The 12,292-nt window shown below is 36.4% G+C and carries 11 protein-coding genes; 1 reads left to right on the top strand and 10 read right to left on the bottom strand.

Translation table 11 applies throughout. The annotated features are described in order from the left end of the window. The first annotated feature begins 50 nt into the window (after positions 1 to 50). On the top strand, positions 51 to 509 hold the full coding sequence (locus MKX83_RS11200) for a DUF2188 domain-containing protein (RefSeq protein WP_341055343.1): 459 nt from the start codon (positions 51 to 53) through the stop codon (positions 507 to 509). A gap of 130 nt (positions 510 to 639) precedes the next feature. Here MKX83_RS11200 and MKX83_RS11195 read toward each other — a convergent pair whose 3' ends face one another. The 10 genes from MKX83_RS11195 to MKX83_RS11150 all read right to left on the bottom strand — a co-directional run bounded on the left by MKX83_RS11195 (position 640) and on the right by MKX83_RS11150 (position 12,107). Beyond that, on the bottom strand, positions 640 to 1,380 hold the full coding sequence (locus tag MKX83_RS11195) for an SDR family NAD(P)-dependent oxidoreductase (protein ID WP_095373462.1): 741 nt from the start codon (positions 1,378 to 1,380) through the stop codon (positions 640 to 642). 32 nt (positions 1,381 to 1,412) lie between these two features. Continuing rightward, on the bottom strand, positions 1,413 to 3,023 hold the full coding sequence (locus tag MKX83_RS11190; RefSeq protein WP_341055338.1) for an AMP-binding protein: 1,611 nt from the start codon (positions 3,021 to 3,023) through the stop codon (positions 1,413 to 1,415). A gap of 24 nt (positions 3,024 to 3,047) precedes the next feature. After that, positions 3,048 to 3,848 carry a 1,4-dihydroxy-2-naphthoyl-CoA synthase gene (menB, locus tag MKX83_RS11185; RefSeq protein ID WP_095373464.1) on the bottom strand — a complete coding sequence of 267 codons (801 nt, stop codon included), beginning with the start codon at positions 3,846 to 3,848 and terminating at the stop codon, positions 3,048 to 3,050. A 30-nt stretch (positions 3,849 to 3,878) separates the two neighbouring features. Continuing rightward, positions 3,879 to 5,042 (bottom strand): acyl-CoA dehydrogenase family protein, encoded by a 1,164-nt coding sequence (locus tag MKX83_RS11180; RefSeq protein ID WP_341055335.1) that lies wholly within the window; start codon positions 5,040 to 5,042, stop codon positions 3,879 to 3,881. A 228-nt stretch (positions 5,043 to 5,270) separates the two neighbouring features. Next, a complete protein-coding gene (locus tag MKX83_RS11175; RefSeq protein WP_341055331.1) occupies positions 5,271 to 6,581 on the bottom strand; it encodes a sigma-54 interaction domain-containing protein in 1,311 nt (436 codons plus the stop codon). Positions 6,582 to 6,586: 5 nt separating this feature from the next. Beyond that, positions 6,587 to 7,051, bottom strand: a complete 465-nt coding sequence (locus tag MKX83_RS11170) for a hypothetical protein (protein ID WP_341055329.1) — start codon at positions 7,049 to 7,051, stop codon at positions 6,587 to 6,589. A gap of 17 nt (positions 7,052 to 7,068) precedes the next feature. Further along, positions 7,069 to 7,383 (bottom strand): DUF3870 domain-containing protein, encoded by a 315-nt coding sequence (locus MKX83_RS11165; protein WP_095373468.1) that lies wholly within the window; start codon positions 7,381 to 7,383, stop codon positions 7,069 to 7,071. A gap of 14 nt (positions 7,384 to 7,397) precedes the next feature. Beyond that, positions 7,398 to 8,615, bottom strand: coding sequence for an acyl-CoA dehydrogenase family protein (locus MKX83_RS11160; protein WP_180317080.1), 1,218 nt, complete (start codon positions 8,613 to 8,615; stop codon positions 7,398 to 7,400). Between the two features lie 14 nt (positions 8,616 to 8,629). Next, the gene (locus MKX83_RS11155; RefSeq protein WP_328199186.1) at positions 8,630 to 9,817 is read right to left on the bottom strand and encodes a CaiB/BaiF CoA transferase family protein; all 1,188 of its coding nucleotides are present in this window, start codon (positions 9,815 to 9,817) and stop codon (positions 8,630 to 8,632) included. A 295-nt stretch (positions 9,818 to 10,112) separates the two neighbouring features. Next, positions 10,113 to 12,107, bottom strand: a complete 1,995-nt coding sequence (locus MKX83_RS11150) for an LTA synthase family protein (protein ID WP_095373470.1) — start codon at positions 12,105 to 12,107, stop codon at positions 10,113 to 10,115. Between the last annotated feature and the right edge of the window lie 185 nt (positions 12,108 to 12,292).

Below are 12,292 nucleotides of genomic sequence, written 5' to 3'. Positions count from 1 at the left end.
CTTTATCAAACTAGGGTATGAATTTAATAATAAACTAGGAGGTGGAGAACATGCCCTGGCATACGACAGATTTTCCAGATTCATTCAAAAACTTAGAAACAGCGATGAAGAAAAAAGCCATTGAAATAGCTAACAGTCTTATTCGTGATGGCTATAATGAAAGTCGTGCTATCCCAATTGCCATTGAACAAAGTAAAAAATGGTATAGCGATGCAACAACGAAAGAACGAAACCAAATGATTCAAGCAACTGACAGTGAGTTACAACCCGAAGGAAAAGGGGATAAAGAAAAGAGTAAACGAGTTCAAGAAGGACAACATGTACTACCACACGATGATGGTTGGGCAATTACAACTGATCATGGAAAAAAACCATCTGAGATCCTTCCTACGAAGGCAGAAGCAGTCAAAAGAGCAAAGGAAATCGCTCAAAATAAAAAAACACATCTTGTAATATATAAAAAAGATGGAACCATTGACGAGAAACATTCATATGACATAGATGAGTAACAATATATTACTGCCTATTCAAGCACAAACACAAACAAGCCGAATAAGGTTTCGGCTTGTTTGTATGCTCTTATACTTATTTTCTATCCTTAAGATCTTAGGAAAAAGGTTATCCTTTTTTTTATCTTGTTTAACACATTGTTAAACCGCCATTAACAGAAAGTGTTTGCCCGGTAATATAATCCGCTTCCTTCGAAGCAAAAAAAGCGACTGCACCAGCAATATCCTCTGGTTGGGCTAATTTTCGGAATGGAATGGCTTTCTCTAGTGCAGCAGCAATCCCTTTATTATAAGATCCTATCTCCTGGAAAAGTGGCGTATCGGCTGGACCTGGCGCAATGCAGTTCACATTAATCTGATATCTGGCCATTTCTCTTGCAATCGTCTTTGTAAATGCAATTACACCACCTTTAGCAGCAGAGTAAACTCCTTCTCCACTTGAACCTACTCTCCCAGAATCTGAAGCAATGTTGACTACCTTTCCTTTCCCATTTTCTATCATTAATGGCAGGATCATTTTACATGTGTGTACTTGACCCATTAAATTAATGTCTATTACCTTTCTCCAAGTATCGGGTTCACTTTGTAAAAATGGTTCAATTTTATCCCATCCCGCATTATTTACAAGTAAATCAATACTCCCATACTTCTGCTGCACTTCCTTTACTGATCGTTCTACACTTTCTAAACTCGTAACATCACAATGTACAGCAAACCCCTCTCCGCCTATTTCTTTCACAAGTTCAATAGTTTCTTTCGCATTATTTATATTGATATCACTGGCAACCACTTGATAATTATTTGCAACAGCTAAACAAATTGCTCTTCCCATCCCCCTACCGCCACCGGTAATATAGGCAATTTTACTCATTATTCAAACACTCCTTTTTACTTAAGTTACATTCAATTCTTTAGTAACGATTCTCTTAATTTAAACTTCTGGATTTTCCCACTTGCTGTTCGTGGAAATTCCTCTAGAAGGACAAAATGTTCGGGCCAATATTGTTTCGCTACCCCTTTTTCCAGTAAAAACTGTTGTAACATAGCTAAAGTAAGCGTAGTAGCCCCTTGTTTCAATTGAATAAATACGCATGCTTTTTCTTGCAATCGTTCATCTGGCATTGCCACAACCTGCACATCATTGATCAACTCATACTCATATAGGACATTTTCAATATAAGATACGGGGATATTTTCCCCACCTCGAATAATAATATCTTTGTTTCTACCAGTAATTCTTAAATAACCATCCTCATCCAACACGCCTCTATCACCAGTAATAAACCAATCTCGATCGAATTCAGACTGCGTTTTCTCTATTTGTTTATAATAACCGCGAAATAAAGCCGGTCCACGGCAATAAATATTACCTTCTTCTCCCGCCTGGCAAGTCTCCCCTTCTTGATTGACAACATTTACTTCCATGCCAGTGAAAGCAACACCATCTGTTTCTGTCAATTTTTGAATGGAATCAGTTCTCTTTGTTAAGGTAACTAACCCATTTTCTGTTTGCCCCCAACCGGCCAATATTTTGAATGATACAACCTTTTCTGCTTGCTTGACTAAGTTTCTCGGAATAGGGGCGCCTAAAGCAATAAAATACTTCAAACTACTAATATCTGCTGTGCTTTTTTTAGCCGCTGCGATTGTGTCTTTTAGAAAAGGTGTAGCTCCAGCCGTAAAAGTCACTTTCTCTGTTTCTATAAGCTTTAAGAATGAATCTGGATTCCAAGTATCTTGGTAGACGGCTGTACCACCATATTGTGTTGGTAACCTTACGCCGTATGCAAACCCAGTTTGATGGGCAAAAGTTGAAGCCATAAATAACACATCTTCATTCGTTAATTGCAAATGATCAATCCAATAATGGGAAGTAATACATAAAGTATTATGAGTATGCATGACACCTTTAGGAAGACCTGTTGTACCTGATGTAAAGATAATCTCAGTCACTTCATTAGGATCTATTTCTATATTTAGCTCATCTCTACGCTTTTGAAGTATGTCTATAGAAGTGACTATTGATGCAAACGATTTCATTTTTTCCGGTATTGGTAACGAATTTCCTACAACAACAATATTCTCAAGTTCCGGCCATTCGTTTAGACATTTTCCTACCATTTCAATATAATCATGGCCTCTAAAACAATCTGGAATAATTAATAATTTAGCCCCTGCCTCTTTAACCATATAAGTAAGTTCTCTTTCTCGGTAAATAGGTACAAGAGGGTTCGTAATCGCCCCAATTTTTGAAGCAGCATAATGTAGAATAACAAACTCATTCCAATTCGGAAGCTGAATAGAAATGACATCGCCTTTTTTTATACCTAAGTCCAATAAACCTAGTGCGACGCGATCGACCATTGAACCTAACATTTTGTATGTGTATCGACTTTTACTATCGATAATCGCTGTTTTATTTGGTGTACGTGTGATTGCTTCATCTAAGTAATCAATCATCGTTTTATTGAGCCATTGTGAAGAATATGATGTTAATCCATCTAATTGTTCCACAATAAACACTCCTTCATCTTTCATTTAACTTCTAAACGTAGAAAAATCTACTGGGCGTTTTTCTAGGAAAGCATTTTTTCCTTCCGCTGATTCATTAGATTGATAGAATAATGCTAAATTTGCCATTGACAACTGCGTAATCCCTTGGATATTTGCACTATCTGCATTGAAGGACAGTTTCAACATTTTAATTGCTGTTGGACTTTTTTGCAGTATTTTTTGTGCCCAGTCTTCTGACGCCTGCTGTAATTCATGTAATGGTACAACTTTATTCACTAGTCCCATTTCTTTACATTCATCAGCGCTATATTGTTCACATAAGTACCAAATTTCTCTTGCTCTCTTCTCACCAACGATTCTTGCTAAATAGGCAGATCCATATCCTGCATCAAAGCTCCCAACCTTTGGCCCTGATTGCCCAAACTTTGCGGTATCAGCAGCAATTGTTAAATCACAAACTACATGTAATACGTGGCCCCCACCGATTGCATAGCCATTAACAGCAGCAATAACTGGCTTAGGGATGTTTCTTATCGTTTGATGGAGATTCTCTATTTCAAGGCCAATTCCATTTCCTAGACCACCTTTACCATCATAACCACTTTCTCCATCTTTTTGTTTTTGATCGCCACCTGTACAGAATGCTTTTTCTCCTGTACCTGTTAAAATCACCACACCAACAGTGTTATCATCCCAAGCTTCACGAAAACACCAAATTAATTCTTTAATCGTTTGTGCTCGAAAGGCATTATAAACTTCTGGTCGGTTAATAGTTATTTTCGCTACGCCATTTTTCTTTTCTAGTATCGTATCTATTAATTCCATTAGTGATTCTCCTTTTCTTCTGATTTGAATTTATATTTTTTGATAAGATCGGAATTCTTTCCCTATAAGGTGTTTGGCGATTACCATTTGGTTTGCTTGGGCTGTTCCATCACCAATCTCTAATCCAATGACATCTCTTAATCGTTGTTCAAATGGCATTTCTTTTGTATAAGCATAGTGCCCATTTAAAAGGAGGCATTCATGAATCGCTTCACTACTATATTTAGGTGCAAGCCACTTAACAGATGCTGCTTCCTTCGTATGTTGTAAACCTTCATCACGCAACCACAGTCCTCGATAAGCTTGCCATTTAACGAGCTCCAGTTGAGTATAATGGTGTACTATCGGAAAAGAGACTGCTTGATTCACAGCTAATGGTTTGCCGAAAGAATGTCTTGTTTTCACATGTTCTATTGTTTCATCCAAACTTTGTGTGGCTGTACCTATACATTGAAGTCCTATTAAAAGTCGGCTTAAATCAAAGCCATTCATCACTTGAGAGAAGCCTTCATTTAGATTACCAATCAAGTATTGCTCAGGAATCATGACATCAGTTAAATAAACGGAGCCTCTACCTATTGGGATATTTCCCATATCTTCATAACCTCTACAGTCTACTCCTGGTAAATCACTAGGTACAAGAAAAGCGGATATTCCTCTATTTCCGGCAGTTGGGTCGGTTTTAGCAAAAAGAATAAATGCATCCGCCACTGTTGCCACACTAATCCCCGATTTCTCACCATTTAGAATGAAATGATCGCCTTTTCTAATAGCTGTTGATTGTATTCCCCCTGCATCGGTACCTGCTTGTGGCTCAGTAATTGCAATCCCAACAATCGATTTTCCCTGTGCAATTTTCGGAAGCCACTCTGATTTAATAGCATTATTTGCATGAATGGAGAGAATTTCTCCTATTAAAGCATTTAACATTACTGAATAAGTTAAATTAAAATCACCTTTGCCTATTTCTTCAGCAGCAATACCTGTCGTGATACAATCTGCCGCGCTTCCACCATATTTTTCTGGAATACGCAGACCTGTTACACCTAACTCCCCTAGCTCCTCCCATAAATGTCTCGGCGTCTTTTTTTCTCTGTCCCACTTTGTATATTGAGGTAATAATACCTCTTTAGAATATTTTCTTAAAATTTTTCGAAAGTCCTCTTGCTCTTCAGTAAATGAAAATTGTAACATCATCCATCCTCCTCTCAGTTACTATTAAGCAAGAACCATGCCAAATTAGTTTATTTGTTTGAAGCTGTTTATTCAGTTTCATTCTTCTTACTATTGCGAATTTATCTCACTTTTGCGAAATATATTTGCAAAAGTGAGTCATTATACAGTAGATGAACGAGTGTTATCAACAAAAAAAACGTAAACAAATTGGCTCTCTGCCAAAATCTGCTTACGTTTTCTACTTACTTAGGTTTTGATTTGATATTTAGCCATTTTTCTATATAAACTAGCTAAATGAATATTTAATTTTACAGCAGCCATCGTTTTATCTCCATCCGATTTTTCTAAAGCCTCAACAATAGCTTTTTTTTCTGTTTCTTTCACGATCTCTTCTAAGGTTTTTGAAGTATTATTGCTTGGTAAACACTGGGTTTGACTAGTCTGAGTCGCTATTCTTTTCACCATAGCATTGTCGCCTAACTCTTCTCCTAAAGAAAGTGTTACCCCTCTTTCTACCACAGCTTTTAATTCTCTTATATTACCAGGCCATTCATGCTCCATTAAGCATTTTAGCAAATGTGGATGAATCTGATTTACGTTTTTATTTAGTTGTTGATTATATTTATCTAAAAAATAGTGAACAAGCGGTAATATATCTTCTTTTCTGTCTCTTAATGGGGGGATAGGCAGATCAAATACGAATAAACGATAATATAGATCTTGTCTGAATTCCCCTGCCGAGACGAGCTCAAATAGATCTCTATTCGTGGCGGCTATTATCCGAATATCCACTCGCTTTTTTCCTATGGATCCAAGCCTCTCAACTTCTCTCTCTTGCAATACCCTTAATAGCTTTCCTTGAGCCGCTTTAGGCAATTCAGAAATTTCGTCAAGGAACAATGTGCCATTTTGTGCTAGCTCAATTTTTCCTGGTTTGCCTGTTTTTTTCGCTCCACTAAATGCGCCTTCTTCATAACCAAATACTTCAGATTCAAATAATTCTGATGGAATGGCTGCACAATTGACTGCAATAAAAGGGCCTTTTCTCCTTGGACTGGCATGATGAATCGCTTGAGCGAATAATTCTTTACCAGTACCACTTTCACCGGTAATTAAAACTGTGGATGAACTAACAGCTATACGAGCAGCTAGTTCTTTCACTTCTAATAACTTTTGACTTTCACCGATAATATGCGTAAATTCATAATTAGCTGTATGTGTCTTAGGTGTATATTGCTCTTTTTCTTGTAATAAAGAAAGAAACTGTTTTAAAACAGGGAGAGAAATTTCATCTGCTTTTAAAAAAATAGTTAAACGATAATGACCATTTTCTTTATTAACTTTGACGATACAGAGAACCGATAAGATCGTTAGACAGTGAAGTTTGCCAATCAGATAAGGAAAATTACTAACTTCTATCAACTGACCTTTCAATTCTTGTATTGTAATCGCAAACCGTTGGGTAAATATAGGGTTAGCAGTAACCATTCTTCCGTGCTCAGTTACGATTAATATTGGATTTTGATGAGATTGTTCCATCAATGTAATATCCTTCATCTTATTCAACCTCTATGCCCGAGTAATTGTACCACGAGCTGACCTCTAATGACTTCATGATTATCTTCGTTTATGCATGATACCTTCATCGTCAACCAATGACGTTCGTTATGACAGTCTAGCAAATCTAACTTAGCTGTAATAATTTCGTCACGGTAGACAGGGTCATAAAATAACAGTTCTTTTTGAAGGAGCACACATGGACAACCTGGTAATTTTTCACTAACTACTTGATGGATCAGTCCTTCAATTAACAATGCGGGTACGATTGCTTTATGAAAAGGTTCATCCCATTTCTTATTGTGTAATTGGTAAACAGGGCTATAATCATTTGTTAGTTGCTGACAGCTCAAAATTTCTTCTTCTGTAAATTTTCTTGCTATGGCTGCACTGTCTCCGATCTTAAAACGAATGGTATCCATATCACTCTTCTCCTTTTTTACACGATGATAGGAAAAAGGGGTCTGCATGAAAGCAGCCCCCCTCCTTATTTCATAGATAAAACCATTTCATATTGTGTGTGCACATCTTTTAAAGCAGCTAATATCGCTTGACCCGCTTTGCCTTTATAATGATCTTTTACTCTCTGTATCAAAGGTTCCAAACCATCATTTAAACTATATCCTCTTAATAACTGGCGAATAAATTCTCTTCCATGCTCTGTTGCTAACGTGCATGATGCATCAATGATTACACCATACTTTTGATCCAATTCTAATGTAATTGTAATAGAATCATATAGGTTCCTTGCCGCCATTCCTTGAGGAAGCTTAGCGTGTCCTGCTAGAAAAAATGTATTCATGATAGTTGCTCTCCTTATCTTTGTTGAATTGCCACCTCTTCTTCTTCAAAGGGCCAAGATGGCAGTGGGTTACGCAATGGCTTATCTTCACGATAGCCTAGTGCATATTCACCTTGCATAACGGTATGAATTTCTCTCGTTCCTTCGTAAATAACCGGAGCTTTTGAATTTCTCAAGTATCTTTCTACGGGGTATTCATCTGAATAACCATAAGCACCATGGACTTGTACCGCATCATTTGCCGCCTCAAACGCAGCATCACACGCAATCCATTTGGCTAAGGACGTTTCTTTTGTATTTCTCTTACCAGCATTTTTCAGCGATCCAGCTTTGAAAACAAGTAGGCGTGAAATTTCTAGGTTAGCAGTCATCTTAGCAATCATTTGTTGAACAAGTTGATGCTTTCCTATCTCTTTACCAAATGTTTTTCTTTCATGACAATATTTCACACTTGCTTCTAAACTAGCAGCGATTAAGCCTACTGCACCAGCAGCTACTGTGAATCGACCATTATCTAAAGCTGACATGGCGATTTTGAAGCCTTCCCCTTCCTCACCTAAACGGTTGGCTACTGGTACTTTTACATCAGATAAGAACACTTCTCCAGTATTACCCGCTCGTATACCTAACTTTCCTTTAATGGCCTTTGTTTCTACTCCTGCAAATGTTCTCTCAACGATAAAAGCTGTGATACCTTTATGAGCTGCATCATGATCTGTTTTAGCAAATACAAGAAAGTGATCAGCAACATCACAAAGTGAAATCCAAGTCTTTGATCCGTTTAAAATATAATAATCACCATCTTTTTTCGCTGTCGAATTCATTGCTGCTACATCTGATCCAGCATTCGGTTCAGTAAGACCAAAAGCACCTATTTTTACACCTTTTGCTTGAGGAACTAAATATTTTTGCTTTTGTTCTTCAGTTCCCCATTGCAATAAGGTCATACTATTTAATCCAGTATGAACAGACACTGCTGTTCTATATGCTGTATCTCCTCTTTCTAATTCCTCACATACAATTGCTAGGGTGTTATAATCCATCCCCGCCCCGCCGTATTGCTCAGGAATACATACACCCATTAATTGAAGTTCTGACAGCCTTTCTAAAATACGAGGTTCAAAATGTTGTTTACGATCCCACTCTTGAATATTTGGCATAATTTCATTGTCAACGAACCGTCTCACTAATTTTTTTACACTTTCTTGTTCTTCTGTTAATTCGAAATTCATCATCATAATTCCTCCTATATCACTTGATTTTTTTTCATTTCTTTTATTTCAGCTCTGGTATATCCCACTCTCTGTAATATTTCGGCTGTCTGTTCCCCATAAAGCGGCGGATGATGTCTTACTTTGACCGGAGATTTTGACAGCTTTAATGGAGAACCTGTTAATTTCAACGACGGTATATGAGGATGATTGCCCTCTATCACCATCTCTCTTGCCAGAACTTGTGGATCATTAAACATTTCGCTAATTGTATGAATTGGACCGTTTGGAATCGCATGTTCATCAAATAAACGCTTCCAATTTTGTTTTGAATTTTTTAACAACTCTCGTTGAAGAATTGGTATTAGCGAACTACGATTTTCAACGCGACTACGATTGGTGGCATACCGTTTATCGTTTATCAACTCAGCTAATTCTAAAATATTACAGAAACGGGCAAATTGTTGATCGTTGCCAACAGCAATGACCATTTCTCCATCAGCCACCGTAAATACTTGATATGGGGCTATATTTGGATGGCGATTACCTAACCGCTTAGGTTCTGTTTGACCGACCAAATAATTACTCGCTACATTAACTAAAGCCGATATTTGACAATCTAATAATGCTATATCAATCTCTTGACCTTCTCCAGTGTGCTGACGGTGTTGTAATGCACTTAATATTCCAATACAAGTATATAATCCTGTAATCACATCAGAAATGGCAACACCAACTTTCATTGGTGAGCCAGCTTCCTCTCCGGTAATATTCATTAAACCACTCATTGCTTGAATGATGTAATCATACCCAGGTAGATCTTTATATGGGCCACTTTGACCAAACCCTGTAATAGAAGCTAAAATAATTTTACTGTTCCATTCATTTAACTGCTCGTATCCAAGTCCCCATTTATCTAATGTACCAGTCTTAAAATTCTGTACTACGATATCAGCGTCTTTTACTAATTGACGAAAAACCTCCTTCCCTTCTTCAGCTTTTAAGTTCAATGTCATACTCTCTTTATTTCTGTTTGCACATAAATAATAAGCGCTTTCACCTTCAACAAAAGGAGGTCCCCAGAATCTTGTTTCATCTCCATTCTGATGATGTTCAATTTTAATGACTTCTGCACCTAAATCACCAAGTATCATCGTACAGAATGGTCCTGCTAACACCCGTGATAGGTCGATAATCTTAACCCCTTCTAATGCAAGCCCCATCTTTTATACACTCCATTTCTACAACAATAAAATAGAGTCAGCAAAATAAACTTTCCTCCGAAAAGTTTACTCTACTGACTCCTATTCACGGCTTGTTTTTCGGCAAGAAAAATCAAGTGAATCATTGTCAATGATTTTCATATTCACAATTCAAAAAGGGAAACCATTTTTGCAGTAAGGTAATTACTGTCATTGGTTTATATATTATATAATAATTAAAATTTTTAAAAAATTCAATAGTTTTTGAAAAAATAACGTGAAATAATAAAAAGAGGAGCACTAATGGCTCCTCTTTTTATTCTCTAATCATATCGTTTGAGTTTGTACTTGATTCAGTGTCAGTAAACAACTTTTTAAAGTCGGCATAATCATAATCTGATCGATTTACAGGAGTGAAATTCTCTGGTTCATAGAATCGAAGTAAATCAGCATTGACGACTTTATCTGAATATGCGAGCTTTTGCTCAACATTTTCATTCATCTCATCGCCTTTTGCAATAACTTCTTCATCTTCTATTAGTTCACCTGTATTTGAATCGTAATATTTTCCACCGATAGCTGTAATTGTTGGACTAACAAAATCTCCATTTCTAAACGGTATTAAATCATCATGTTCTTTTGAGAAAATATCAGTTCCAAAGTGAATATACTCTTTCGAATCGATACCAAGTAAATGTAATAACGTTGGTTTTAAATCAATTTGGCCTGCATATTCATGGTTCGTTCCACCTTCCATCCCTGGGACACGAATGAATAAAGGCACACGTTGTAAACTTGTATCAAGAAAATCATTATACTCTGTATCTAATACTTGTTCCATTGCTTTCTTATGGCTACTTGAAATTCCATAATGGTCACCATACATAACGATAATTGAATTATCATAGAGTCCTGATTCTTTAAGATAATTAAAGAACTCTTCAAGTGCTTCATCCGCATATCTTGCCGTTTGGAAATAATTATCCACAGATGGATCGCCAGTTGTATGTTTATCAATTGTCGCTTCTTCTTCATCTAATGGATACGGATAGTGATGAGTTACGGTAATAAACTTCGAATAGAAAGGTTGTGGTAATTCATCCAAATAAGCTTCTGATTGCTCAAAGAATGGTTTATCCATTAATCCATAGTCAGTTAAGTTATCTGAATTCATATCAAAATAACTTGCATCATAAAAACGGTCATAGCCAAATCCTTTATATATCTCATTCCTGTTCCAGAATGTCCCATTATTTCCATGGAATACTGCAGACGTATAGCCTTTTTCTTTTAAAATGGCTGGTGCTGCATGGAATGTATTCATTCCTTTTGTAGTAAAAGCAGAACCTTGTGGTAACCCGTACAACGAGTTTTCAAGCATAAATTCTGCATCAGCTGTTTTTCCTTGAGCTGTTTGATGGAAGAAGTTATCAAAATAAGTTGTGTTTTCTTCTTCAATTAATGAATTGAGAAATGGTGTAACTTCTTCTCCATGCAATTCATAGTTCATTAAGAAAGTTTGAATGGATTCCAAGTGAAGATATATCACATTCATATCCTTCCCAATACCGAATGTTTCTGGATTTGGTTCAGCATAATTAGATTGCGTAAAGTTCACGACTTCGGTTGTATCATTGCTATCTGCCATAACCCTTTGAGCTGATGCTTTCGTACTTTGTACTGCATCATAAATAGTATAATTGTACATACCGAGATATTTAACAATATAGTTTCTATCAAACCCACGTGTTAATAATTGTGGTCGATCTGCTTCAGCCAGTCCTAGGTTTGCACATGAGATTGCTAACCCTAAAGATAATACGGCAACCATGCGTCTCTTACCATAATCTTTCTTCTCGATCTTAACAAATTTAAATGCTAATAGACCAATTAAGAAAAGGATGTCTATGAAGAATAAGAAATCATATGGGCGTAGTAGAGTGGTTACACTTTTACTAACATCTGCAAAGTTCTGTGTCATTGTTAATGTTGGTAATGTAATAAAATCCGTAAATGAACGATAATATACCACATTCGCATATAACAAAAATGACATTATGCTGTATATCACTAATGTCGCAATATACTTTCGTCTTCCTTTAAAAAATAAAGCTAAACTAAGAAAGATCAACGATGACCCTAAAGGATTTAAAAATAAGAGAAATTGCTGTATTGGGCTGTCAACCCCGAGATTAAATTGAGTTAATTGTGTTATATACGTTTTCATCCAAAGGAAGAATACAGCTAACATAAAGAAGCCAATATATTTATCGAAGAATAAACTTTGACCTTTTTTAGATAAATTATCCATTATTGCACCTACCTTCTAGCACATTATTATAACATGCTTTTAAAAAAATTCTATAAGCAATTGGTAATAAAAACCCTTTTCTCACCAACTACTTTCCTCGTTTGTATTGAACAATAGCATATTATGATTATAGTCGATAATTATGAACGTTCTATGACAATGTAAATTTTTCTTTAAACTTAACG

The organism is Cytobacillus sp. FSL M8-0252 (assembly GCF_038007345.1).
GTDB classification, from domain to species: Bacteria; Bacillota; Bacilli; order Bacillales; family Cytobacillaceae; genus Cytobacillus; species Cytobacillus kochii.
The sequence above is the reverse complement of the archived record's forward strand: the minus strand, read 5'-3'. Positions and strand labels throughout refer to the sequence as shown.

Bases quoted from the DNA above. Each gene is read 5' to 3' on its own strand.
- MKX83_RS11180 (WP_341055335.1), bottom strand. From the start codon at position 5,042: ATGTTACAATTTTCATTTACTGAAGAGCAAGAGGACTTTCGAAAAATT.
- MKX83_RS11150 (WP_095373470.1), bottom strand. From the start codon at position 12,107: ATGGATAATTTATCTAAAAAAGGTCAAAGTTTATTCTTCGATAAATAT.
- MKX83_RS11200 (WP_341055343.1), top strand. From the start codon at position 51: ATGCCCTGGCATACGACAGATTTTCCAGATTCATTCAAAAACTTAGAA.
- MKX83_RS11175 (WP_341055331.1), bottom strand. From the start codon at position 6,581: ATGAAGGATATTACATTGATGGAACAATCTCATCAAAATCCAATATTA.
- MKX83_RS11165 (WP_095373468.1), bottom strand. From the start codon at position 7,383: ATGAATACATTTTTTCTAGCAGGACACGCTAAGCTTCCTCAAGGAATG.
- MKX83_RS11195 (WP_095373462.1), bottom strand. From the start codon at position 1,380: ATGAGTAAAATTGCCTATATTACCGGTGGCGGTAGGGGGATGGGAAGA.
- MKX83_RS11170 (WP_341055329.1), bottom strand. From the start codon at position 7,051: ATGCAGACCCCTTTTTCCTATCATCGTGTAAAAAAGGAGAAGAGTGAT.
- MKX83_RS11160 (WP_180317080.1), bottom strand. From the start codon at position 8,615: ATGAATTTCGAATTAACAGAAGAACAAGAAAGTGTAAAAAAATTAGTG.
- MKX83_RS11155 (WP_328199186.1), bottom strand. From the start codon at position 9,817: ATGGGGCTTGCATTAGAAGGGGTTAAGATTATCGACCTATCACGGGTG.
- menB (WP_095373464.1), bottom strand. From the start codon at position 3,848: ATGGAATTAATAGATACGATACTAGAAAAGAAAAATGGCGTAGCGAAA.